23 protein-coding genes are annotated in these 22,376 nt (G+C 60.9%); 14 read left to right on the plus strand and 9 right to left on the minus strand.

The window, feature by feature from the left end:
- Positions 1-93: 93 nt before the first annotated feature.
- The gene (brnQ, locus tag SSARUM2_RS04540) at positions 94-1,410 is read left to right on the plus strand and encodes a branched-chain amino acid transport system II carrier protein (protein WP_041033616.1); all 1,317 of its coding nucleotides are present in this window, start codon (positions 94-96) and stop codon (positions 1,408-1,410) included.
- Between the two features lie 73 nt (positions 1,411-1,483).
- Positions 1,484-2,890: a proline-specific permease ProY gene (gene proY, locus SSARUM2_RS04545; RefSeq protein WP_033653281.1), complete on the plus strand. Its 1,407-nt coding sequence runs from the start codon at positions 1,484-1,486 to the stop codon at positions 2,888-2,890.
- A 45-nt stretch (positions 2,891-2,935) separates the two neighbouring features.
- Here the strand turns inward: proY and SSARUM2_RS04550 are convergent, their stop codons facing one another.
- The 4 genes from SSARUM2_RS04550 to SSARUM2_RS04565 all read right to left on the minus strand — a co-directional run bounded on the left by SSARUM2_RS04550 (position 2,936) and on the right by SSARUM2_RS04565 (position 5,245).
- Positions 2,936-3,223: a HigA family addiction module antitoxin gene (locus tag SSARUM2_RS04550; protein ID WP_025160069.1), complete on the minus strand. Its 288-nt coding sequence runs from the start codon at positions 3,221-3,223 to the stop codon at positions 2,936-2,938.
- The gene (locus tag SSARUM2_RS04555; RefSeq protein WP_019454217.1) at positions 3,223-3,501 is read right to left on the minus strand and encodes a type II toxin-antitoxin system RelE/ParE family toxin; all 279 of its coding nucleotides are present in this window, start codon (positions 3,499-3,501) and stop codon (positions 3,223-3,225) included. The genes SSARUM2_RS04550 and SSARUM2_RS04555 overlap by 1 nt, the downstream gene beginning before the upstream one ends.
- An 85-nt stretch (positions 3,502-3,586) precedes the next feature.
- Complete coding sequence (locus tag SSARUM2_RS04560; protein ID WP_033637289.1) at positions 3,587-3,856, minus strand: hypothetical protein; 270 nt, start codon at positions 3,854-3,856, stop codon at positions 3,587-3,589.
- 132 nt (positions 3,857-3,988) lie between these two features.
- Positions 3,989-5,245, minus strand: a complete 1,257-nt coding sequence (locus tag SSARUM2_RS04565; RefSeq protein ID WP_033637290.1) for a mechanosensitive ion channel domain-containing protein — start codon at positions 5,243-5,245, stop codon at positions 3,989-3,991.
- A 247-nt stretch (positions 5,246-5,492) separates the two neighbouring features.
- Between SSARUM2_RS04565 and malZ the strand changes: the two genes are divergently transcribed.
- Positions 5,493-7,316, plus strand: a complete 1,824-nt coding sequence (malZ, locus tag SSARUM2_RS04570) for a maltodextrin glucosidase (RefSeq protein ID WP_060452700.1) — start codon at positions 5,493-5,495, stop codon at positions 7,314-7,316.
- 53 nt (positions 7,317-7,369) lie between these two features.
- On the opposite strand, the gene ggt is transcribed toward malZ, so the two are convergent.
- The 3 genes from ggt to SSARUM2_RS04585 all read right to left on the minus strand — a co-directional run bounded on the left by ggt (position 7,370) and on the right by SSARUM2_RS04585 (position 10,781).
- The gene (ggt, locus tag SSARUM2_RS04575) at positions 7,370-9,133 is read right to left on the minus strand and encodes a gamma-glutamyltransferase (protein WP_033637292.1); all 1,764 of its coding nucleotides are present in this window, start codon (positions 9,131-9,133) and stop codon (positions 7,370-7,372) included.
- A 234-nt stretch (positions 9,134-9,367) separates the two neighbouring features.
- Entirely contained in the window at positions 9,368-9,970 is a 603-nt protein-coding gene (locus SSARUM2_RS04580; protein WP_019454212.1) for a peroxiredoxin C, read from the minus strand.
- Positions 9,971-10,199: 229 nt separating this feature from the next.
- A complete protein-coding gene (locus SSARUM2_RS04585) occupies positions 10,200-10,781 on the minus strand; it encodes an ACP phosphodiesterase (protein ID WP_060439028.1) in 582 nt (193 codons plus the stop codon).
- 120 nt (positions 10,782-10,901) lie between these two features.
- Between SSARUM2_RS04585 and queA the strand changes: the two genes are divergently transcribed.
- The 5 genes from queA to secF all read left to right on the plus strand — a co-directional run bounded on the left by queA (position 10,902) and on the right by secF (position 16,386).
- Positions 10,902-11,972, plus strand: a complete 1,071-nt coding sequence (queA, locus tag SSARUM2_RS04590; RefSeq protein WP_004940394.1) for a tRNA preQ1(34) S-adenosylmethionine ribosyltransferase-isomerase QueA — start codon at positions 10,902-10,904, stop codon at positions 11,970-11,972.
- A gap of 72 nt (positions 11,973-12,044) precedes the next feature.
- Positions 12,045-13,169 (plus strand): tRNA guanosine(34) transglycosylase Tgt, encoded by a 1,125-nt coding sequence (gene tgt / locus SSARUM2_RS04595; protein WP_033647322.1) that lies wholly within the window; start codon positions 12,045-12,047, stop codon positions 13,167-13,169.
- A gap of 33 nt (positions 13,170-13,202) precedes the next feature.
- On the plus strand, positions 13,203-13,535 hold the full coding sequence (yajC, locus tag SSARUM2_RS04600; protein ID WP_004940391.1) for a preprotein translocase subunit YajC: 333 nt from the start codon (positions 13,203-13,205) through the stop codon (positions 13,533-13,535).
- A gap of 24 nt (positions 13,536-13,559) precedes the next feature.
- Complete coding sequence (gene secD / locus SSARUM2_RS04605; protein WP_072008390.1) at positions 13,560-15,407, plus strand: protein translocase subunit SecD; 1,848 nt, start codon at positions 13,560-13,562, stop codon at positions 15,405-15,407.
- 10 nt (positions 15,408-15,417) lie between these two features.
- Positions 15,418-16,386: a protein translocase subunit SecF gene (gene secF, locus SSARUM2_RS04610; protein WP_019454209.1), complete on the plus strand. Its 969-nt coding sequence runs from the start codon at positions 15,418-15,420 to the stop codon at positions 16,384-16,386.
- Between the two features lie 65 nt (positions 16,387-16,451).
- Here the strand turns inward: secF and SSARUM2_RS04615 are convergent, their stop codons facing one another.
- On the minus strand, positions 16,452-17,012 hold the full coding sequence (locus SSARUM2_RS04615; protein WP_049213800.1) for a DUF3251 domain-containing protein: 561 nt from the start codon (positions 17,010-17,012) through the stop codon (positions 16,452-16,454).
- A gap of 175 nt (positions 17,013-17,187) precedes the next feature.
- On the opposite strand from SSARUM2_RS04615, the gene nrdR reads away from it, so the two are divergent.
- The 6 genes from nrdR (at position 17,188) to pgpA (ending at position 21,303) form a co-directional block, all read left to right on the plus strand.
- Complete coding sequence (nrdR, locus tag SSARUM2_RS04620) at positions 17,188-17,637, plus strand: transcriptional regulator NrdR (protein ID WP_004940387.1); 450 nt, start codon at positions 17,188-17,190, stop codon at positions 17,635-17,637.
- A gap of 10 nt (positions 17,638-17,647) precedes the next feature.
- Positions 17,648-18,757, plus strand: a complete 1,110-nt coding sequence (ribD, locus tag SSARUM2_RS04625) for a bifunctional diaminohydroxyphosphoribosylaminopyrimidine deaminase/5-amino-6-(5-phosphoribosylamino)uracil reductase RibD (RefSeq protein ID WP_049213802.1) — start codon at positions 17,648-17,650, stop codon at positions 18,755-18,757.
- 107 nt (positions 18,758-18,864) lie between these two features.
- Positions 18,865-19,335 carry a 6,7-dimethyl-8-ribityllumazine synthase gene (gene ribE / locus SSARUM2_RS04630; protein WP_033637299.1) on the plus strand — a complete coding sequence of 157 codons (471 nt, stop codon included), beginning with the start codon at positions 18,865-18,867 and terminating at the stop codon, positions 19,333-19,335.
- Between the two features lie 20 nt (positions 19,336-19,355).
- Positions 19,356-19,772, plus strand: a complete 417-nt coding sequence (gene nusB, locus SSARUM2_RS04635; protein ID WP_004940384.1) for a transcription antitermination factor NusB — start codon at positions 19,356-19,358, stop codon at positions 19,770-19,772.
- Between the two features lie 51 nt (positions 19,773-19,823).
- Positions 19,824-20,816: a thiamine-phosphate kinase gene (gene thiL / locus SSARUM2_RS04640; RefSeq protein WP_033637301.1), complete on the plus strand. Its 993-nt coding sequence runs from the start codon at positions 19,824-19,826 to the stop codon at positions 20,814-20,816.
- Positions 20,809-21,303, plus strand: coding sequence for a phosphatidylglycerophosphatase A (gene pgpA, locus SSARUM2_RS04645; protein WP_033653272.1), 495 nt, complete (start codon positions 20,809-20,811; stop codon positions 21,301-21,303). The genes thiL and pgpA overlap by 8 nt, the downstream gene beginning before the upstream one ends.
- 32 nt (positions 21,304-21,335) lie before the next feature.
- Here pgpA and SSARUM2_RS04650 read toward each other — a convergent pair whose 3' ends face one another.
- Complete coding sequence (locus SSARUM2_RS04650) at positions 21,336-22,310, minus strand: aldo/keto reductase (RefSeq protein ID WP_060452701.1); 975 nt, start codon at positions 22,308-22,310, stop codon at positions 21,336-21,338.
- Positions 22,311-22,376: the final 66 nt, after the last annotated feature.

Consider the following 22,376-nt stretch of genomic DNA (forward strand, 5'->3'; position numbering starts at 1 on the left):
CTGCGACGATCGGGCATGCCGGCAACCGGTGGGGCGTCACGCCACCACGCTATCGGACAATTTTTTTCATTTGAACAGGCAACACGACATCGTATGAGTCATCGTTTAACGTCAAAAGATATCCTGGCACTGGGCTTCATGACCTTTGCCTTATTCGTTGGGGCCGGGAACATCATCTTCCCGCCGATGGTCGGCTTGCAGTCCGGTGAACACGTCTGGACCGCGGCGCTGGGCTTCCTGATCACCGCCGTCGGTCTGCCGGTCATCACCGTCATCGCGCTGGCGCGCGTCGGCGGCGGCATCGATGCCCTCAGTTCGCCGATCGGCCGCGGCGCCGGCCTGCTGCTGGCGACCGTCTGCTACCTGGCCGTCGGCCCGCTGTTCGCCACGCCGCGCACCGCCACCGTGTCCTTTGAAGTGGGCATCGCCCCGCTGACCGGCGACGGCGCCATGCCGCTGTTCATTTACAGCCTGGTGTACTTCGCGCTGGTGATCGGCATCTCCCTGTATCCGGGCCGCCTGCTCGACACCGTCGGCCATGTGCTGGCGCCGCTGAAGATCGTGGCGTTGGGCGTACTGGGCATCGCCGCGCTGCTGTGGCCTGCCGGCGCGCCGATTCCGGCGACGGCGGCTTACCAGAGCGTGCCTTTCTCTTCCGGCTTCGTTAACGGCTACCTGACCATGGATACGCTGGGCGCGCTGGTATTCGGCATCGTTATCGTCAACGCGGCGCGCTCGCGCGGCGTGAAAGACGCCGGTCTGTTAACCCGCTACACCATTCTGGCCGGTTTGATCGCCGGCGTGGGCCTGACGCTGGTTTACCTGAGCCTGTTCAAGCTGGGCTCCGGCAGCGGCGCGCTGGTGCCGGACGCCACCAACGGCGCGGTGATCCTGCACGCTTACGTTCAGAACACCTTCGGCGGCCTGGGCAGCTTCTTCCTGGCGGCGCTGATCTTCATCGCCTGTATGGTGACCGCGGTAGGCCTGACCTGCGCCTGCGCCGAGTTCTTCGCGCAATACCTGCCGTTCTCGTACAAGACGCTGGTGTTTATCCTGGGCCTGTTCTCGATGGTGGTGTCCAACCTCGGCCTGAGCCACCTGATCCAGATCTCCATTCCGGTGCTGACCGCGATTTACCCGCCGTGCATCGTGCTGGTGGTGCTGAGCTTCACCCTGCGTTGGTGGCACAGCGCGCCGCGCATCATCGCGCCGGTGATGCTTGTCAGCCTGTTGTTTGGTATCCTTGACGCGGTGAAAGCCTCCAGTTTCCAGCAGCTGCTGCCGGCCTGGACCACTCACCTGCCGCTGGCGGAGCAGGGGTTGGCATGGTTGCCGCCTTCGCTGCTGATGCTGGTGCTGGTCGCGATTTATGATCGGGTGTGCACGCGTTCCCAAGTGACCGCGCACTGATAATCCCCCGGCTTAATCCAGGGCCACGGACATGTCCGTGGCTTTTTTACGTTTAAAACTATGGGTCATTTTCATGCAACAACAGTCACCCACCACTGCCCCCGACAATAAGCTGAAACGCGGCCTCAGTACGCGTCATATCCGCTTTATGGCGCTGGGATCGGCCATCGGCACCGGGTTGTTCTACGGCTCGGCGGACGCCATCAAAATGGCCGGCCCGAGCGTGCTGCTGGCTTACCTGATCGGCGGCATCGTGGCCTTTATCATCATGCGCGCCCTGGGGGAGATGTCGGTCAACAACCCGCAGGCCAGCTCGTTTTCCCGCTACGCGCAGGACTACCTCGGCCCGATGGCGGGTTACATCACCGGCTGGACCTACTGCTTTGAAATCCTGATCGTCGCCATCGCCGACGTGACCGCCTTCGGCATCTATATGGGGGTCTGGTTCCCGGAAGTGCCGCACTGGATCTGGGTGCTGAGCGTGGTGCTGATCATCGGCGCTATCAACCTGATGAGCGTCAAGGTGTTCGGCGAGCTGGAGTTTTGGTTCTCGTTCTTCAAAGTCGCCACCATCATCATCATGATCGTGGCCGGCATCGGCATCATCATCTGGGGCATCGGCAACGGCGGGCAACCGACCGGCATTCATAACCTGTGGTCGAACGGCGGCTTCTTCAGCAACGGCTTTATCGGCATGATCCTGTCGCTGCAGCTGGTGATGTTCGCTTACGGCGGCATTGAAATCATCGGCATCACCGCCGGCGAAGCCAAAGATCCGAAAAAATCGATTCCGAAGGCCATCAACTCGGTGCCGTGGCGCATTCTGGTGTTCTACGTCGGCACGCTGTTCGTCATCATGTCTATCTACCCGTGGAACCAGGTGGGCACCAACGGCAGCCCGTTCGTGCTGACCTTCCAGCATATGGGCATCACCGTGGCGGCGGGCATTCTCAACTTCGTGGTGATTACCGCTTCGCTGTCGGCGATCAACAGCGACGTGTTCGGCGTCGGCCGCATGCTGCACGGCATGGCCGAGCAGGGCCACGCGCCGAAGATGTTCAGCAAGGTGTCGAAGCGCGGCATTCCCTGGGTGACGGTGGTGGTGATGATGCTGGCGCTGCTGCTGGCGGTATATCTCAACTACATCATGCCGGAGAGCGTGTTCCTGGTGATCGCCTCCCTGGCGACCTTCGCCACCGTGTGGGTGTGGATCATGATCCTGTTCTCCCAAATCGCCTTCCGCCGCAGCCTGAGCAAAGAACAGGTGAAGCAGCTGGCGTTCCCGCTGCGTGGCGGGGTATTCACCTCGGTGGTGGCGATCGTGTTCCTGGTGTTCATCATCGGCCTGATCGGCTATTTCCCGACCACGCGCGTCTCGCTGTACGCCGGCCTGGTTTGGGTGGTATTGCTGCTGGCGGGGTACTGGTTCAAGGTCAACCATCAGAAAAAACGCGCGCCGTTGGCGACGCAGCAAGACTGAATGGAAAAACACCGGCTAAGGCCGGTGTTTTTTTAGGAGCAGGCGTCAAGCGAAGTCCAGCTTGCGCAGTTTGGAAACGTCGATGGACTGCCTGGCCTGCCACAGATCGTAAGCATCCTGCATGCCCATCCAAACCTGTTCGGAACTGCCTATCACGATGGACAGGCGGATGGCCATTTCCGGCGAGATATCGGACTTTCCGCTGATCAGGCGTTGAACCGTGGAGGGCGCGACGTCCAGCGCTTTAGCCAGCGCACGCGCGCTGAGATTCAGCGTTTCCATGGTTTCTTTGATCAACTCGCCAGGATGAGGGGGATTATGCATGCGGTTCATTAGTGATAGTCCTCATAATTCACGATATAAACATCACCCTCGACCAGTTCAAACGTGATACGCCAGTTGCCGGTTACGGTGACGGACCATTGCCCGCTGCGAGCGCCCGTTAGCGGGTGCAAGAAGAAGCCGGGCAGATCTACGTCATCAATCACTTTCGCCAGATCCAGCACGCTCAGCCGCAGCGCGATTTTCTTCGCCTGCTTGGCGTCGATACCCGCCGTTGAACCGGTTTCGAAAAACTTTTTGAGTCCCTTATGCTTGAAGCTTCTTATCATCCTGACGGCTCCATGAGTGTTGCGCTATACGCATCATAGCCAGGTGTTGCGTATGGCGCAACAAGATGGGGCGTTTTTTAACCTATTATGCCGGGCGTTTGTCTTCCGCTTCATCCTCCCCGGCGGCGCGCGCTTCGATACGCACGTCGCCGCCGTTAAGGCGTTCCTCCTCTTCCTCGCCGGCGCAGCGCGCCAGCACCTCGCGAATGTCTTGCATATTGCTGCTCAGGGCGCTCAGCGAAGGTTGCAGGTTGCGGGGCATGCGGCTTTCGTCCAGCGAAGCGCTGTGCAGGCAGCCGATAAACAGCAGGGTGGCCATCAGGGTAAACAGCCGGTGACGTAAGCGTTTCAGCAAGGGCTTTCCCTCTCGGTGGTGAAGATGATGGCGCATTAACGCCGTTTTCACCGGGGAAAAGAAGGGGATGGAGATATCTGCTGGCAATTGAAAGAACATCATTACCAGCAGACACAGTTACGTCAGCCGACGTCAGGAAGCGTTGGCGTTTTGTAGCAGCATGCCGCGCAGGTCATTGCCGGTTGGCGTTTGATGCACGCGCAGGCCGAACTCGTCGATCACCGCCAGGATATGGTCGAAAATATCCGCCTGAATGCTTTCATACTCCGCCCAGACCGTGGTGTTGGTGAAGGCGTAGATTTCCAGCGGCAGGCCTTCCGGCGTCGGCGCCAGCTGGCGCACCATCAGCGTCATGTTCTGGTGAATGCGCGGGTGAGCGCGCAGGTAGGCTTCCAGATAGGCGCGCAGCGTGCCGAGGTTGGTCAGGCGGCGGCCGTTGAGCGGCGAGGCCAGATCGATGGCAATCTCCTGATTGTGCCGGCTCAGCTCCTGGGTTTTATCATTCAGGTAGCTGTGCAGCAGCGGGTTGCGCTGCAGGCGGCGCTGTTCCTCTTCCGACAGGAAGTGCACGCTGCCGGTGTCGATATTCAGGCTGCGCTTGATGCGGCGCCCGCCGGATTCCGACATCGACCGCCAGTTTTTGAACGAGTCGGAGATCAGCGCGTAGGTGGGAATGGTGGTGACGGTGTTGTCCCAGTTACGTACTTTGACCGTGGTCAGGCCGATGTCGGTGACCGCGCCGTCGGCGCCGTATTTCGGCATTTCCAGCCAGTCGCCGATCTTCAGCATATCGTTGGCGGAGAGCTGGATGCCGGCCACCAGGCCGAGGATCGGATCCTTGAACACCAACATCAGGACCGCGGTCATGGCGCCCAGGCCGCTGAGCAGCAGCAGCGGCGATTTGCCCATCAGCAGCGAGACGATCATGATGCCGATCAGGATCGCCGCCACCAGTTTCAGGCCCTGGAAAATGCCGCGCAGCGGCAGCTGATTGGAGATCGGGCTTTGGCGCAGCAGCGCCAGCAGCGTATCCAGCAGCGAGAACAGCGACAGCAGGGTGAAGGCGAGGATCCACACCTGTGCGGCGGTGACGATCACCGCCTGGGTCTGGCTGCCGCTCTGTAACCACAGCGTCGCCTGGATGCTGATGATCACCCCTTGCAGCAGCAGCGCCACGCGCTGGAACAGTTTGTATTGGGTGATGGCCTGTTGCCAGACGCGCTGCGATTGCTGGCCGCGGCGCTGAAGGGCGGCCAGCACCACCCGGTGCAGCACCAGGTGGATCGCGACCGAGATCAGGACAATCAACCCCAATACCATCAACAGCGACATCACTCCGCCGAATTCCAAACCAAACTGTTCCAGCCAGCGCGTTATCTGTTGTTGCATTACCGCTCCTTAAAAAATGCGCAAAAAATATCCTGTAAACTTAAAACGCGTTAGCCTAAGGGGTAACGTGCAGGATTTGTACCTGTTTACCTTTTTTTACATCGGGTTAGCGTTATTTTTCGGTCTCCGCCCCCCGGCTCATCCCCGGGTTTTGCGGCCAGAGAGGAGGGGGAGTTGCACTTAACGTGGCATTGTTCGTTTCTTGAAGAACGCCGTCGATTTCGTTTGGTACAGCAGGAGAAACAGTATGCTTAACGCCTGGCATCAACCGGTCCCGCCTTTTGTGGTAAAGCAAGGGCAACGTTTGGATATCACGCTGTGGTTACAGGGGGATGAACTGCCGGAACGGGTGTTTTTGCGCGCCGAACCGGACAACGAAGAGTGGCTGCTGGTGATGAAAGCGCAGCGCCACGAGGGGATGCGGCGCTACCAGGCCAGCCTGACGCTGAATGAGGGCGAGCCGACGCGGCGTTACTGCTTCAAGCTGCTGTGGGCCGATCGCCAGCAGTGGTTCGGGCCGCAGGGCTGGTCGCCAACGCCGCCGGGGCAGCTGGCGCAGTTCGCCGTCGACGAACCTGACAACGGCCCCGAGTGGGTGGCGGATCAGCTGTTCTATCAGATTTTCCCCGATCGCTTCGCCAGCAGCGGCGGCGAGCACGGCATCCAGAGCGGCAGCTACCGCCATCACGCGGCCGGCGCCGAGGTGATTCGGCGCGACTGGCAGCACCCGCTGGAGGATCGCCACGCCGCCTCGACCTTTTACGGCGGCGATCTGGACGGCATCGGCGCCAAACTGCCGTATTTGCAGCAGCTGGGGGTGACGGCGCTGTACCTGAACCCGATTTTTACCGCACCGAGCGTGCATAAGTACGATACCGAGGACTATTACCAGGTCGATCCGCACTTCGGCGGCAACGCGGCGCTGCAGCGTTTGCGAGTGAGCACTCACAAGGTGGGCATGAAACTGGTGCTGGACGGGGTATTCAACCACACCGGCGACTCGCATCCGTGGTTCGACCGCCATCGTCAGGGCGAAAACGGCGCCTGTCACCACCCCGATTCGCCGTATCGCGGCTGGTTCAACTTTTACCCGGACGGCCGCGCGCTCGACTGGAAGGGCAACGCCAGCCTGCCGAAGCTCAACTTCGCCGAGCCGCAGGTGGCGGAAGCGATCTATCGCGGGGAAGGCAGCGTGGTGCGCCACTGGCTGCGCCCGCCGTACAGCATCGACGGTTGGCGGCTGGACGTGGTGCACATGCTGGGGGAGAACGGCGGCGCCACCGGCAACCTGTACCACCTGGCTGGCATCTATCAGGCGGTGAAGCAGGAGAATCCGCAGGCCTACGTATTGGGCGAGCACTTCGGCGACGCGCGCCGCTGGCTGCACGCCGGCGTGGAGGATGCGGCGATGAACTACATGGGCTTCGCGCTGCCGGTGCGGGCGTTCTTGGCGGGGCTGGACGTAGCCTATCACCCGGTGCGGCTGGACGCCGCCGGGTGCGCGCAGTGGATGGACGGCTACCGCGCCGGGTTGCCGCACGGCCGCCAGCTGATCCAGTTCAACCAGTTGGACAGCCACGATACCGCGCGTTTTCTCACGCTGTTGCAGGGGAACGCGGCGCGCATGCAGATGGCGGCGGTGTGGTTGCTGAGCTGGATAGGCGTGCCTTGCCTCTATTACGGCGATGAGATTGGTCTGGACGGCGGCAACGATCCGTTCTGCCGCAAGCCGTTCCCGTGGGACGTCGGCGACTGGGACCGGCCGCTGCTGGCGCTGTTCCAGCGCATGGCGGCGCTGCGTAAACAGAGCGTGGCATTGCGTCGCGGCGGCTGTCAGGTGCTGTATGCCAGCGGGGAAACGCTGGTGTTCGTGCGCCTGTATCAGCAGGAGCAGGTGCTGGTGGCGCTGCAGCGCGACGGCAGCGGCCAGGCGCAGCTGCCGTACAACCCGCTGTTGGCGCGCGGCCCGTGGCGGCGTGTGGAAGGGCGGGGAGAGTTGAGCGAAACGGCAGGCGGGCTGCGCCTGCAGCTGGCGGAAGAGACGGCCACCGTGTGGCGCTGTGAAGGCTAAAGACACTGCGGGGGCCGAAGGGCCCCCGCGATAAAGGTGAGTAGGCGTTTACATCAGTAACCGACCGCAGAACCTGCCGGGCGACGCACGTCGTTGGCGCCGTACAGATAGCCTTCGCGCACCTTGCCGGAAACCGCCGAGTCGTTGCCGGAGTTGGCCGGGCTGACGCCCGCCGCGCCTGGCAAGCCGACCAGAATCAGTTCGGCGGCGCCCCACGGCGTTTGCTCGACCATCTTATAGCCCATGCCGCTCAGCAGCTTCAGCGTATCGGCGGAAACGCCGCGCTGTTCGTAGTACACCTCATCCGGCAACCATTGGTGATGGATGCGCGGTGCGTCCACCGCTTCCTGCGGCGCCATGCCGTGGTCTATCACGTTCAACGCGGTCTGCAGGGTGATGGTGATGATGCGCGAACCGCCCGGCGAGCCCAGCACCATAAAGATCTTGTTGTCCTTGGTCACCAGCGTCGGGCTCATCGACGATAGTGGGCGCTTACCGGGGGCAATGCTGTTGGCGGTGCCCTGCACCAGCCCGTACAGGTTTTTCTCGCCCACTTTGACCGTAAAGTCGTCCATCTCGTCGTTGAGGAAGAAGCCGGTGCCCGGTGCGATCACCACGGCGCCGAAGCGGCCGTTGACGGTATAGGTGGTGGAGACCGCGTTGCCGTCGTGATCGACGATCGAATAGTGGGTGGTTTCCGGCTTCTCATGCGGTTCCATGCCGGGCTGCACGTTTTCCGACGGCGTGGCCTTGTCCGCGACGATTTTCTTGCGGATCTGCTCGGCGTAGCTCTTGCTCACCAGCCGGTCGATCGGGTTCTTGATGAACTCCGGGTCGCCGAGGTAGGTGTTGCGGTCCATGTAGGCATGGCGCATCGCTTCGGTCATGGTGTGAATGGCCGCCGCCGAGTTGAAGCCCATGCTTTTCAGGTCGTAGCCTTCCACCACGTTGAGGATTTCGCACAGCGTCACGCCGCCGGAGCTGGGAGGCGGCGCCGACACGAACTTGTAGCCGCGATAGCTGCAGGTAATCGGCGGCGTTTCGGTGACCTTGTAATTGGCGAAGTCGGCGGCGGTCAAGATGCCGCCGCCCTGTTTGGCCGCCGCCTCCACCGCCTGCGGGATCTTGCCTTTATAGAAGGCGTCGGTTCCCCCTTTGGCGATGGCTTCCAGCGTATTGGCCAGATCGGTTTGCACCAGTTTGTCCCCCGGCTGCAGCGGGCTGCCGTCCGGGCGCAGGAAGATTTTGGCCGACTCGGGATCCTGTTTGAAGCGCGCGACGGTGGTGTCGAGGATATCGGTATCGGCGCGGGTCAGCACAAAGCCTTCGCGCGCCAGCCTGATCGCCGGCGCCAGCACCTGTTCACGGCTCAGCTTGCCGTACTTCTCACGCGCGGTTTCCATCCCCAGCACGGTGCCCGGCACGCCCGCCGCCAGATAGCCGTACAGGCTGGCGTCTTTCTTCACCTTGCCGTCGGCATCCAGATACATGTTGGCGCTGGCCGCCGCCGGCGCGGTTTCACGGAAGTTGATGAAGGTGTCGGTGCCGTCCGCCAGGTGAACGGTCATAAAGCCGCCGCCGCCGATGTTGCCGCAGCAGGGGTTAACCACCGCCTGCGCATAGCCCACCGCCACGGCGGCGTCGATGGCGTTGCCGCCCATCTTCAGGATATCCACGCCGACCTGCGAGGCCAGGTGCTGCGAGGTGACCACCATGCCGTTTTTGGCTTCCACCGCGGGGTTGGATGCCGCATACAGGCTGCCGCTGACCAGCAGCGCCGCCATGGTCAGGGGTTTGCTCCATTTCTGTAAAAACATAGTTATTCCTACCCTGTCAGTTTTTTATTGTGTTGTGTTTGCTTGCCGCTGTTCGCTTGCAAAGCGCGAGCCAGCGTTATTGATAGTAGCCGCAGATGGGCGCATGCGCGGCGAGCAGGGTGGGAAATGTGAGCGGAAACAGGGAAATAAAGCACTGAAGGTGGGCGGCCTGCCCCATAAAGGGGCATAAAAAAACCGGCCGCGTGGGCCGGTTGATTCACTATCAGGCTGAAATTACAGCTTGGCAGCGTTTTCAGACAGGTATTTTGCAACGCCGTCTGGGGAAGCGCCCATACCTGCTTTGCCTTTTTCCCACTGAGCCGGGCACACTTCACCGTGCTCTTCGTGGAATTGCAGCGCGTCAACGGTACGGATCATTTCGTCGATGTTACGGCCGATTGGCAGATCGTTAACAACCTGAGCACGCACGATGCCGTCTTTGTCGATCAGGAAGGAGCCGCGCAGCGCAACGCCGGCTTCCGGGTGTTCGATGCCGTAAGCTTTCTGAATTTCACGCTTGATGTCAGCAACCATTGCGTATTTCACTTCACCGATGCCGCCTTTGTCGACAGGGGTTTTACGCCATGCGTTGTGAACGAACTCTGAGTCGAAGGAAACGCCAACCACTTCAACGCCACGCTTCTGGAACTCTTCATAGCGGTGATCGAAAGCGATCAGCTCGGAAGGGCATACGAAGGTGAAGTCCATTGGCCAGAAGAACAGGACGGCCGGTTTGCCGTTCAGGTGCTTCTTCAGGTTGAAGTTTTCAACGATTTCGCCGCTACCCAGTACGGCAGCTGCAGTGAAGTCAGGGGCTTGACGAGTTACCAGGACCATAATTACTCCTGTAATAGGTGTTAAAGGGTGGATGTAAAAACAAGGGCCAGTATAGGGGCCGCGACTTGGTGAATAAAGGGTAAAAGACCAATCGATGAGATAGCTTTCACCTATCAAAGTCGTTGATATAATTTAGCGAGCTTTAAAAATAACCTTTTCCTACAAAAGGGCAAGCGGCAAAACGTAAATTCTTGCAAGGCGTTGCAATTTCAAGGGCTTGAGCTTGACCTCAGAGCGCTTTGTCCTTCGCCTGCCGCATCATTTGCGGGTAAAACTGCCAGAACTGTGTTTCAAGCTGATGATAATGTTGCTCGACGTCGGCGAACGAACCGGCCAGCGCCTCGAGGCGCGGGCGGCGGCTGGCCATGCCCTGCAGCACCTGGGCGATGAACGGCAATTCGGCGTAGCGCTCCAGCCAGCGTTCCTGCCACAGGTAGCCGTTCAGGTTCTGAAAGCGCGGCGGAGTGAGCGGCAGAAAAGGTTCGATCTGGCTGCGGGCTTCCTGGGTAAACTGGTGCAGGTCGCGCGAAGGCTCGAGCTGCTGCCAGTGGCGCGCCAGAAAATGGTCCCACACCACGTCGAGGGTGATCGGCGCCACGCGGCGGTAGGGGGCGCTGAAATAGTCGCGGCTGGCTTTGACCTGCGGCAGGCTGTCGGTCAGCACGTCGACGCGGCGGTGCATCATGATGCCGGCCACCACCTCGGGCTGGTAGTCGGCGGCGGGGTTGCCGCGCACGAAATCGGCCAGCAGGTTGCCCAGCAGCGAGCTGTCCGCCAGCATGGCCAGGTGAAGATGAGCGAGAAAATTCATCCCTCAACTATACCCGAAGTCAGGCAAATCCTCCTTATTTCTTGCCGCTGACCGCCCCCGGCTTTAGACTAGGCCGCCTGTTTTTTACCAACCAGCCCTAAATTGAAGAAGTGAATACCCATGCGCGTCGCTGATTTTTCGTTTGAACTTCCCGAATCCCTGATTGCCCACTATCCCCAGGCCGAACGCAGCGCATGCCGCCTGCTGCAGCTGGACGGGCCGAGCGGGGCGCTGACGCACGGCGTATTCACCGATCTGCTGGATAAGCTGGAAGCCGGCGACCTGCTGGTGTTCAACAATACCCGCGTGATCCCGGCGCGCATGTTCGGCCGCAAGGTCAGCGGCGGCAAGATTGAGGTGCTGGTGGAGCGCGTGCTGGACGACCATCGCGTGCTGGCGCACGTGCGCGCGTCGAAAGCGCCGAAGCCGGGCGCCGAGCTGCTGTTGGGGGATGACGAGAGCATCGCCGCCACCATGGTGGCGCGCCACGAAACGCTGTTCGAGCTGCGCTTCAACGACGAGCGCGACGTGTTCACTATCCTCAACGCCGCCGGCCACATGCCGCTGCCGCCTTATATCGCCCGCCCGGATGAAGACGCCGACCGCGAGCTGTATCAGACGGTCTACAGCGAGAAGCCCGGCGCGGTTGCCGCGCCGACCGCCGGCCTGCACTTCGACGAGCCGCTGCTGGCGGCGCTGCGCGCCAAGGGCGTGGAAATGGCGTTCGTGACGCTGCACGTCGGCGCCGGCACCTTCCAGCCGGTGCGCGTGGAAACCATCGAAGATCACGTGATGCACGCCGAATACGCCGAAGTGCCGCAGGAGGTGGTCGATGCGGTGCTGGCCTGCAAGGCGCGCGGCAAACGCGTCGTAGCGGTGGGCACCACCTCGGTGCGCTCGCTGGAAAGCGCCGCGGCGGCCAGCAAAGAAGCGCTGATTGCGCCGTTCTTCGGCGACACCAGCATCTTTATCTATCCGGGCTATCACTATCAGGTGATCGACGCGCTGGTGACCAATTTCCACCTGCCGGAATCGACCCTAATCATGCTGGTGTCGGCCTTCGCCGGCTATAAAAATACCATGAACGCCTATCAGCAGGCGGTGGCCGAGCAGTATCGCTTTTTCAGCTACGGCGATGCGATGTTCATCAGCCGTAACCCGCAGGCGGAAAACGAGTCCGTCGGCGGTTAATTTCCCGGGCTGCGCGCACGGCGCGGCCCCGTTTCAACGACATCAGACTGTTTCTCTGATGCTGGAGGCTTTGTGAAGTACGAACTACAGACTACCGATGGCCGCGCGCGTCGCGGCCGCCTGATCTTCGACCGCGGCGTGGTGGAGACCCCGGCCTTTATGCCGGTCGGCACCTACGGCACGGTCAAGGGCATGACGCCGGAAGAAGTGAAAGAAACCGGCGCGCAGATCCTGCTGGGCAACACTTTCCACCTGTGGCTGCGCCCGGGCCAGGAGATCATGAAACTGCACGGCGACCTGCACGATTTCATGCAGTGGCATGGGCCGATCCTTACCGATTCCGGCGGTTTCCAGGTGTTCAGCCTGGGGGCGATGCGCAAGATCAAAGAGGAAGGCGTGTACTTCCGCAACCCGATCAATGGCGACAAGGTGTTCCTGAGCCCGGAAAAATCGATGGAAATCCAGTATGACCTGGGTTCCGACATCGTGATGATCTTCGATGAATGTACGCCGTACCCGGCCGACTGGGACTACGCTAAGCGTTCGATGGAAATGTCGCTGCGCTGGGCGGAGCGCAGCCGCAAGCGATTCGACGAGCTGGAAAATAAAAATGCGCTGTTCGGCATCATTCAGGGCGGCGTTTACGAAGATTTACGTGATGTTTCAGTCAAAGGGCTGGTGGATATCGGCTTTGACGGGTACGCTGTGGGCGGCTTGGCTGTAGGCGAGCCGAAAGAGGATATGCATCGCATTCTTGAACACGTTTGCCCGCAAATTCCGGAAGATAAGCCACGCTATTTGATGGGCGTCGGCAAGCCGGAAGATTTGGTGGAAGGCGTGCGTCGCGGCATCGACATGTTCGACTGCGTCATGCCGACCCGCAACGCCCGCAACGGCCATTTGTTCGTGACTGACGGTGTGGTAAAAATCCGTAATGCCAAGCACAAGGATGATACTTCTCCGCTGGATAAGGACTGTGATTGCTACACCTGTCGCCATTACAGCCGCGCCTACTTGCACCATCTCGACCGTTGCAACGAAATATTGGGTGCTCGACTGAACACGATTCATAACCTGCGTCACTACCAACGCCTGATGGCGGGTTTACGCCAGGCTATCGAAGAGGGTAAATTAGAGCAGTTTGTTGCGGATTTCTATGGTCGGATCGGCAAGCCGATTCCGCCTTTAAACGCTTGATCTAATAATTGATAACTTAATGAGGGAATTTCAATGAGCTTTTTCATTTCTGACGCCGTCGCATCCGCAGGGGCTCCGGCTCAGGGAAGCCCGTACTCTCTGATCATTATGCTGGTGGTGTTCGGCCTGATCTTCTACTTCATGATCCTGCGCCCACAGCAGAAACGCGCTAAAGATCACAAGAAGCTGATGGACTCCATCGGTAAAGGCGACGAAGTGCTGACCACCGGCGGCCTGATCGGTCGCGTGACCAAAGTGGCCGACACCGGCATCATCGCCATCGCGCTGAACGACACCACGGAAGTGATGATCAAGCGTGACTTCGTGGCGGCCGTTCTGCCGAAAGGTACCATGAAGGCCCTGTAATCTTTTTTCCCGAAGGGAATTGCCGTGCTAAACCGTTATCCTTTGTGGAAGTATCTGATGTTGATCGTGGTGATCCTCGTCGGTCTGCTTTATGCGCTTCCCAACATCTACGGTGAGGATCCGGCCGTACAAATCACTGGCGCGCGCGGCGTCGCCGCCAGTGAAACTACGCTGGACCAGGTCCGTACCGTATTAGAAAAAGACAACATCGCGAGCAAGTCGATTGCGCTGGAAAATGGCGCCATCCTGGCTCGCTTTAAAGATCCTGACGTTCAGCTGCGCGCCCGCGAAGCGCTGGTGACCGAGCTGGGTGACAAATTCGTCGTGGCGCTGAACCTGGCGCCGGCCACGCCGACCTGGCTGGCCATGCTGGGCGCAGAGCCGATGAAACTCGGCCTGGACCTGCGCGGCGGCGTACACTTCCTGATGGAAGTGGACATGGACACCGCGTTGAGCAAGCTGCAGGAACAGACCATGGATACCCTGCGCAGCGAGCTGCGCGAGAAGGGCATTCCTTACGCGTCTATCCGCAAGCTGGACAACAACGGCGTGGAAGTTCGCTTCCGCGACAATGCGGCCCGTGACCAGGCCATCAGCTACATCGGCCCGCGTCAGCGCGATCTGGTGCTGTCCGCCAACGGCGCCAACACCATGAAAGCCAGCCTGACGGACGCCCGTCTGAGCGAAGCGCGCGAATACGCCGTCCAGCAGAACATCACTATCCTGCGTAACCGCGTCAACCAGCTCGGCGTCGCCGAACCGCTGGTACAGCGCCAGGGCGCCGACCGCATCGTGGTCGAGCTGCCGGGCATTCAGGACACCGCGCGCGCCAAAGAAATTCTGGGCGCCACCGCGACCCTCGAATTCCGTCTGGTGAACACCAATGCGGACGCCACTGCGGCGGCCAACGGCCGCGTGCCGGGCGACTCCGAGGTGAAATACACCCGTGACGGCCAGCCGATCGTGCTGTACAAGCGCGTGATCCTGACCGGTGATCACATCACTGACTCCACCTCGAGCACCGACGAATACAACCAGCCGCAGGTTAACATCTCGCTGGACAGCGCCGGCGGCACGTCCATGTCCAACTTCACCAAGGACAACATCGGCAAGCCGATGGCGACCCTGTTCGTGGAGTATAAGGACAGCGGCAAGAAAGACGCCAACGGCCGTGCAGTGCTGGTGAAACAGGAAGAAGTGATCAACGTGGCGAACATTCAGTCGCGTCTGGGCAACAGCTTCCGCATCACCGGTATCGGCAACCCGAACGAAGCGCGTCAGCTTTCGCTGCTGCTGCGTGCGGGCGCGCTGATCGCGCCGATTCAGATCGTCGAAGAGCGCACCATCGGCCCGACCCTGGGTCAGCAGAACATCACCCAGGGTCTGGAAGCCTGTCTGTGGGGCCTGGTGGCGTCCATCGTCTTCATGGTGGTCTGGTACCGTAAGTTCGGCGTGATCGCCACCACGGCGCTGGTCGCCAACCTGGTGCTGATCGTCGGCGTGATGTCCCTGTTGCCGGGGGCGACGCTGACCATGCCGGGCATCGCCGGGATCGTGTTGACGCTGGCGGTGGCGGTCGACGCCAACGTACTGATTAACGAACGTATCAAGGAAGAGCTGAAGAACGGCAGGTCCGTTCAGCAGGCGATCCATGAGGGCTATAAAGGCGCGTTCTCCAGTATCGTTGACGCCAACATCACCACGCTGATCACCGCGATCATCCTGTACGCAGTCGGCACCGGTTCGATCAAAGGCTTTGCGATCACCACCGCTATCGGTGTGGCGACGTCCATGTTCACCGCGATTGTCGGTACCCGTGCCATCGTCAACCTGCTTTACGGCGGCAAACGCATTAACAAGCTGTCTATCTGAGGAGTGCGTTGTGGCACAGGATTATACTGTTGAGCAACTCAACTACGGCCGTAAAGTCTACGACTTTATGCGCTGGGACTACGTGGCCTTCGGCATCTCGTTGGTGCTGTTGGTCGCGTCGATCGCCACCATGTCGGTGCGAGGGTTTAACTGGGGTCTGGATTTCACCGGCGGTACGGTGATTGAAATCAACCTGGAGAAACCGGCTAATCTCGACCTGATGCGCGATACGCTGGAGAAGGCCGGGTTCCAGGATCCGATCATCCAGAACTTCGGCAGCAGCCGCGACGTGATGGTGCGCATGCCACCGGCGACCGGCACCGCAGGCCAGGAACTGGGCAACAAGGTGATCGGCGTGATCAACGACTCGGTGGATAAAAATGCCACCGTGAAGCGCATCGAGTTCGTCGGCCCGAGCGTGGGCAGCGAACTGGCGCAAACCGGCGGCATGGCGCTGCTGGTGGCGTTGATCTGTATCCTGATCTACGTCGGTTTCCGCTTCGAATGGCGCCTGGCGCTGGGGGCGGTTATCGCGCTGGCGCACGACGTGATCATCACGCTGGGCGTGCTGTCGCTGTTCCATATCGAGATTGACCTGACCATCGTCGCGTCCCTGATGTCGGTTATCGGCTACTCGCTGAACGACAGCATCGTGGTTTCCGACCGTATTCGTGAGAACTTCCGCAAGATCCGCCGCGGTACGCCTTACGAGATCATGAACGTGTCGTTGACCCAGACGCTGAGCCGTACGCTGATGACTTCCGGGACCACCCTGATGGTGGTGCTGATGCTGTACATCTTCGGTGGCGCGATGCTGCAAGGCTTCTCGCTGGCGATGCTGATCGGCGTGTCGATCGGTACCGTCTCCTCGATCTACGTCGCGTCCGCGCTGGCGTTGAAGCTGGGGATGAAACGCGAACACATGCTGCAGCAAAAAGTGGAAAAAGAGGGCGCAGATCAGCCTTCGATTCTGCCTTAACAACCGCAGTATTCAGCGATATGAGAAGGAGCGCCGATGGCGCTCCTTTTTTTTTGCCTCGGGGGTCAGTGCTGCTTCACTACCGCCGGTTGGACGGTCGAAACCAGACTGTGCAGACGGATATAGCCCAATTGTTCCGGCGTCAGGCCGCTGAAGCGCAGTTCGAAGTCCTGGCCGGGCTTCGGCAGCAGCGAATCGGCGCTGGCGATCGGTTGCGACAGCGCCTCGGCGGTCAACGGCCGGCCGGTGGCGTCGTCCAACTGGCCCCATTCCACCACGGCTTTGAACGGCGGCAGCGTGGCCTGTGAGAGGACGCGCACATGCAGCTGCGCCTGCGTGCCGTTGGCTTCGTTCTTGATGTGGCTCAGCGAAACGCTCAGTTCGCCGATACCGCTCTGCAAACGGGCGGCGCTTCGGGCCGCCGGCAGCAGATAGACGCCGTTGTCGGAGTGCTGATTGAGCTGATTCTGCCGCTCCAGCGCGGTGGTTTGATCGGTCAGCACGCTCACTTTCTGGTTCAGCGCGGCGACCTGATGGCGCAGCTGGGGCACGGCGGCGTTATGCGCGCAGCCCGCCAGCAACACGGCGGCGGCGAGCAGGGCGATTTTGGGGTAACAGGTTGTCATGACGGCGATTTCCTATGCTGAATCTCCTGTTATCAGCTTAGTCCGCCCGGAGGGGAAAGTCATATCGGCGCCGCTTCCCGGCCGCGTGTCGCAACAAATGGCCGCCGCCCTTTGTTGTGGCTGCACTTCGGGGTAAACTGCATTTATCTATAAAAAACGTTTATCAGGACGTGTTATGCATTGCCCTTTCTGCGCCGCCGTTGATACCAAAGTCATTGATTCCCGCCTGGTGGGGGACGGTTCGCAAGTGCGCCGTCGCCGCCAGTGTCTGGTGTGCAATGAACGCTTCACCACCTTCGAGGTGGCTGAGCTGGTGATGCCGCGAGTGATTAAAAGCGATGAGGTGCGCGAGCCGTTCAACGAAGACAAACTGCGCCGCGGCATGCTGAAAGCGCTGGAAAAGCGCCCGGTCAGCTCGGACGACGTGGAAAACGCCCTTAATCATATAAAATCCCAACTGCGCGCCACCGGCGAACGAGAAGTGCCGACCAAACTGGTGGGCAATCTGGTGATGGACGCGCTGAAAAAGCTGGATAAGGTCGCCTATATTCGCTTCGCGTCGGTGTACCGCAGCTTCGAAGACGTGCGCGAGTTCGGCGAAGAGATCGCCCGCCTGCAAGACTAAAGGATCTTTCATGCATCACGACGAACTTTATATGGCGCGCGCCTTCGAACTGGCGCGGCTGGGGCGTTTTACCACCGCACCCAATCCGAACGTCGGCTGCGTTATCGTGCGCGACGGCGAAATTGTCGGTGAAGGCTATCATCTGCGCGCCGGCGAGCCGCACGCGGAAGTGCACGCGCTGCGCATGGCGGGCGACAAGGCGCGCGGCGCCACCGCCTATGTCACGCTCGAGCCGTGCAGCCATCACGGCCGCACGCCGCCCTGCGCCGATGCGCTGGTGGCCGCCGGCGTAACCCGGGTGGTCGCGGCGATGCAAGATCCCAATCCGCAGGTGGCGGGGCGCGGGCTGTACAAGCTGCAGCAGGCCGGCGTCGAGGTGCGGCACGGCCTGATGCTGGCCGAGGCCGAAGCGGTCAACCTGGGCTTCCTCAAGCGCATGCGCACCGGTTTCCCTTACGTGCAGCTGAAGCTGGGCGCGTCGCTGGACGGCCGTACGGCGATGGCCTCCGGCGAGAGCCAGTGGATCACCTCACCCGAAGCGCGTCAGGACGTGCAGCGCCTGCGCGCGCAGAATGCCGCCATTCTCAGCACCAGCGCCACCGTGCTGGCGGACGATCCGTCGCTGACGGTGCGTTGGGATGAATTGGACGCCGAGACGCAGCGCCTCTATCCGCGCGACAATCTGCGCCAGCCGCTGCGCATCCTGCTCGACAGCCAAAATCGCATTACTCCGCAGCACCGCGTGGTGCAGCAGCCGGGCGCCACCTGGCTGGCGCGCCTGGAGGCGGATGAACAGGCCTGGCCGCAAGACGTCGAGCAGTTTATCTGCCCGGCGCACGGCGGCGGCGTCGATCTGGTGGTGATGATGATGCTGTTGGCCAAGCGCCAGGTGAATTCAATCTGGGTGGAGGCGGGCGCATCGCTGGCCGGCGCACTGCTGCAGGCCGGCCTGGTGGATGAGCTCATTTTGTACATCGCGCCGAAACTGTTGGGCGATAATGGCCGTGGCCTGTGCCACCTGCCGGGCCTGGAGCGATTGGCCGACGTGCCGGAGTTCGTCTTCAGCGACGTGCGCCAGGTTGGCCCCGACCTGCGTTTGCGCCTGCGGGCGAAACACTGAATCTCGCGCCCGTGCGCCGGTTTTACAAAAGCGCCGCGCAGGCGATGAAAGAATATGATAGAATCCGCCCCCCTGCGGGGTATTGAACCCATTTTTAAGGAAAGCCCATGAAAGTTATCGAAGGTGTTGTTGCTACTCCAAAGGCCCGCGTGGCGATCGCAATTGCACGTTTTAACAATTTCATCAACGACAGCCTGCTGGAAGGCGCGATCGACGCGTTGAAACGCATTGGTCAGGTTGCTGACGACAACATCACCGTTGTCTGGGTCCCGGGCGCTTACGAGCTGCCGCTGACGGCGAGCGTATTGGCCAAAACCGGCAAATACGACGCGGTTATCGCGCTGGGCACCGTTATCCGTGGGGGCACCGCGCACTTCGAATATGTGGCGGGCGAAGCCAGCTCCGGCATCGGCAACGTTGCGATGAATGCCGAAATCCCGGTTGCTTTTGGCGTGCTGACCACCGAAAGCATCGAGCAGGCGATCGAACGCGCCGGCACCAAAGCGGGCAACAAGGGCGCTGAAGCCGCGCTGACCGCACTTGAAATGATTAATGTTATCAAAGCTATTAAAGCCTGAATTTAGTTAAGGGGAATTCCGTGAAACCTGCTGCTCGTCGCCGCGCTCGTGAGTGCGCTGTTCAAGCGCTTTACTCTTGGCAGTTGTCTAAAAACGACCTTGCCGATGTTGAACACCAGTTCCTGACGGAGCAGGATGTCAAAGATGTTGACGTCGCCTATTTTCGCGAGTTGCTGTCCGGCGCGGCAGTGAATGCAGGTATGCTGGACGAACTGATGGCGCCTTACCTGTCGCGTCAGCTCGAAGAGCTGGGCCAGGTGGAGCGCGCGGTGCTGCGCGTCGCGCTGTTTGAACTGAAAATGCGCGAGGATGTCCCTTACAAGGTGGCGATCAACGAAGCGATCGAACTGGCGAAAACCTTCGGCGCGGAAGACAGCCACAAGTTTGTGAACGGGGTGCTGGATAAAGTGGCGCCAACCCTTCGCAAGAAAAAGTAAAACATTAAGGCCGGCATTCCCGGCCTTAATTTCTTCTAGTGGAATATCGATATGGCATGCGGCGAATTTGACCTCATTGCCCGCTATTTTGACCGGTTCAAGCGTGTGCGCCGGGATGTACAGTTGGGCATTGGAGATGACTGCGCACTGCTGGCAGTGCCGGAAAAACAGCTGGTGGCCGTCAGTACCGATACGCTGGTGGCGGGCGTGCACTTTCTGCCGGACATCGATCCGGCCGATCTCGGCTATAAGGCGTTGGCGGTCAATCTGAGCGATCTGGCGGCGATGGGCGCCGATCCGGCCTGGCTTTCGCTGGCGCTGACCCTGCCTGAAGTGAACGAATCCTGGCTGAAGGCCTTCAGCGACAGCCTGTTCGATCAGCTCAACTATTACGGCATGCAGCTGATCGGCGGCGATACCACGCGCGGGCCGCTGAGCATGACGCTGACCATCCAGGGGCTGATCCCGGCCGGCCGGGCCCTGACTCGCAGCGGCGCGCGCATCGGCGACTGGATCTATGTGACCGGCACGCTGGGCGACAGCGCCGCCGGGTTGGCGATCCTGCAGGATCGTTTGGCGGTGACGGAAACGACGGCGCGCGATTATTTGGTCGCTCGCCATCTGCGGCCGCAGCCGCGGGTGTTGCAGGGGCAGGCGCTGCGCGATCTGGCCAGCTCGGCGATCGACATCTCCGACGGCCTGATTTCCGATCTGAAGCATATCCTTAAGGCCAGCGACTGTGGCGCACGCATCGTGCTGGACGAGCTGCCGATGTCGCAGGCGCTGAGCAGCCACGCCGATGCCGAACAGGCGCTGCGCTGGGCGCTGGCGGGCGGCGAAGATTACGAGCTGTGCTTCACCGTGCCGGAGATCAACCGCGGTGCGCTGGAAGTGGCGTTGAGCCACCTCGGGGCCGACTACACCTGCATCGGCCAAATTGGCCCGCTGTCTGAAGGCATCCGCTATTATCGCGACGATGAGGCGGTAGAGCTGGACTGGGCTGGGTTCGATCATTTCAACGCGGAGCCGGGCACCCATGGATGAAGCCAAGCGCCGGCTGCGGATGAGCAATCCGTGGCACCTGCTGGCCACCGGGTTTGGCAGCGGTTTGTCGCCGGTGATGCCGGGCACCATGGGATCGCTGGCGGCGATCCCGTTTTGGCTGCTGCTGCTCCAGCTGCCGTGGCAGCTCTACTCGCTGACGGTGATGTTCAGCATCTGCATCGGCGTCTATATTTGCCACCGCACGGCAAAAGACATGAAGGTGCACGATCACGGCAGCATCGTCTGGGACGAGTTCGTTGGCATGTGGATCACGCTGATGGCGCTGCCGGTCAACGACTGGCGCTGGGTCGCCGCCGGTTTCGTTATCTTCCGCATTCTCGACATGTGGAAGCCGTGGCCGATCCGCTGGTTCGACCGCAACGTGCATGGCGGCATGGGCATCATGGTCGACGATATCATCGCCGGCGTGCTGTCCGCCGGCATCATCTACCTGATTGGGCACCACTGGCCGATCGGGCTGTTCTGACAGACGGGCGCGCCGTTTTGCGCCCGCTTCTCTTATTCAAATCCCGTCACCCGATGCGGCACGTAAGCCGTCTCCAGTTCTGCGATCTCTTGCGGCGACAAACTCAAATCGACCGCGGCGATGGCGTCATCCAACTGCTCGCTGCGTGAAGCGCCGACGATCGGCGCGCTGACCGCCGGCTTGTTCAGCAGCCAGGCCAGCGCGATCTGCGCGCGTGAAACGCCGCGTTCGTCGGCGAGGCTGGCGACGCGCTCGGCGATAATGGCGTCGATGCCTTCAGTTTCCTCGTACAGGCTCTTGCCGAACTGGTCGGAAACCAGCCGCGCGGTGGTTTCGCCCCAGGGGCGGGTCAGGCGGCCGCGCGCCAGCGGGCTCCACGGCAGCACGGCGATGCCTTCGGCGGTACACAGCGGATGCATTTCGCGCTCTTCTTCGCGCTGGATCAGGTTGTATTGATCCTGCATGCTAACAAAGCGCGTCCAGCCGTGCAGATCGGCGGTATACAGCGCCTTGGCGAACTGCCAGGCGTACATCGAGGAGGCGCCGATGTAACGCGCCTTGCCGGCTTTCACCACGTCGTGCAGCGCTTCCATCGTCTCTTCCAGCGGCGTTTCGTAATCCCAGCGGTGGATCTGCAGCAAATCGACATAGTCGGTGCCGAGACGGCGCAGGCTGTCGTCGATGGATTGCATGATGTTGGCGCGCGACAAACCGCGCTCCAGGTTGCTCAGCGGGAAATACACCTTGGTGGCGACCACCACGTCTTCGCGGCGCGCATAGTCGCGCAGCGCCCGGCCGAGGATCTCCTCGCTGCTGCCGTCGGAATAGCTGTTGGCGGTATCGAAAAAGTTGATGCCGGCTTCCAGCGCCTGTTTCAGCAGCGGGCGGCTGCTCTCTTCCGGCAGCGTCCAGGCGTGATTGCCGCGGTTCGGTTCGCCGTAGGTCATGCAGCCCAGGCAGATGCGCGAGACGTTCAGATCGGTGTTGCCCAGTTTCAGGTACTTCATGCTTGCCTCCCATTCGAAAGCTCAGACAGTAACTGTAGCGCGGATCCCGGAGGGCGGAAACGAAAA

This window comes from Serratia sp. K-E0102 (assembly GCF_029962625.1).
GTDB lineage: Bacteria > Pseudomonadota > Gammaproteobacteria > Enterobacterales > Enterobacteriaceae > Serratia > Serratia sarumanii.

What these genes read in the sequence shown, in the direction of transcription:
- brnQ (WP_041033616.1), top strand. Translation starts at nt 94, where the DNA reads ATGAGTCATCGTTTAACGTCAAAAGATATCCTGGCACTGGGCTTCATG.
- proY (WP_033653281.1), top strand. Translation starts at nt 1,484, where the DNA reads ATGCAACAACAGTCACCCACCACTGCCCCCGACAATAAGCTGAAACGC.
- SSARUM2_RS04550 (WP_025160069.1), bottom strand. Translation starts at nt 3,223, where the DNA reads ATGAACCGCATGCATAATCCCCCTCATCCTGGCGAGTTGATCAAAGAA.
- SSARUM2_RS04555 (WP_019454217.1), bottom strand. Translation starts at nt 3,501, where the DNA reads ATGATAAGAAGCTTCAAGCATAAGGGACTCAAAAAGTTTTTCGAAACC.
- SSARUM2_RS04565 (WP_033637290.1), bottom strand. Translation starts at nt 5,245, where the DNA reads ATGCAACAACAGATAACGCGCTGGCTGGAACAGTTTGGTTTGGAATTC.
- malZ (WP_060452700.1), top strand. Translation starts at nt 5,493, where the DNA reads ATGCTTAACGCCTGGCATCAACCGGTCCCGCCTTTTGTGGTAAAGCAA.
- ggt (WP_033637292.1), bottom strand. Translation starts at nt 9,133, where the DNA reads ATGTTTTTACAGAAATGGAGCAAACCCCTGACCATGGCGGCGCTGCTG.
- SSARUM2_RS04580 (WP_019454212.1), bottom strand. Translation starts at nt 9,970, where the DNA reads ATGGTCCTGGTAACTCGTCAAGCCCCTGACTTCACTGCAGCTGCCGTA.
- SSARUM2_RS04585 (WP_060439028.1), bottom strand. Translation starts at nt 10,781, where the DNA reads ATGAATTTTCTCGCTCATCTTCACCTGGCCATGCTGGCGGACAGCTCG.
- queA (WP_004940394.1), top strand. Translation starts at nt 10,902, where the DNA reads ATGCGCGTCGCTGATTTTTCGTTTGAACTTCCCGAATCCCTGATTGCC.
- yajC (WP_004940391.1), top strand. Translation starts at nt 13,203, where the DNA reads ATGAGCTTTTTCATTTCTGACGCCGTCGCATCCGCAGGGGCTCCGGCT.
- SSARUM2_RS04615 (WP_049213800.1), bottom strand. Translation starts at nt 17,012, where the DNA reads ATGACAACCTGTTACCCCAAAATCGCCCTGCTCGCCGCCGCCGTGTTG.
- nrdR (WP_004940387.1), top strand. Translation starts at nt 17,188, where the DNA reads ATGCATTGCCCTTTCTGCGCCGCCGTTGATACCAAAGTCATTGATTCC.
- ribD (WP_049213802.1), top strand. Translation starts at nt 17,648, where the DNA reads ATGCATCACGACGAACTTTATATGGCGCGCGCCTTCGAACTGGCGCGG.
- ribE (WP_033637299.1), top strand. Translation starts at nt 18,865, where the DNA reads ATGAAAGTTATCGAAGGTGTTGTTGCTACTCCAAAGGCCCGCGTGGCG.
- thiL (WP_033637301.1), top strand. Translation starts at nt 19,824, where the DNA reads ATGGCATGCGGCGAATTTGACCTCATTGCCCGCTATTTTGACCGGTTC.
- pgpA (WP_033653272.1), top strand. Translation starts at nt 20,809, where the DNA reads ATGGATGAAGCCAAGCGCCGGCTGCGGATGAGCAATCCGTGGCACCTG.
- SSARUM2_RS04650 (WP_060452701.1), bottom strand. Translation starts at nt 22,310, where the DNA reads ATGAAGTACCTGAAACTGGGCAACACCGATCTGAACGTCTCGCGCATC.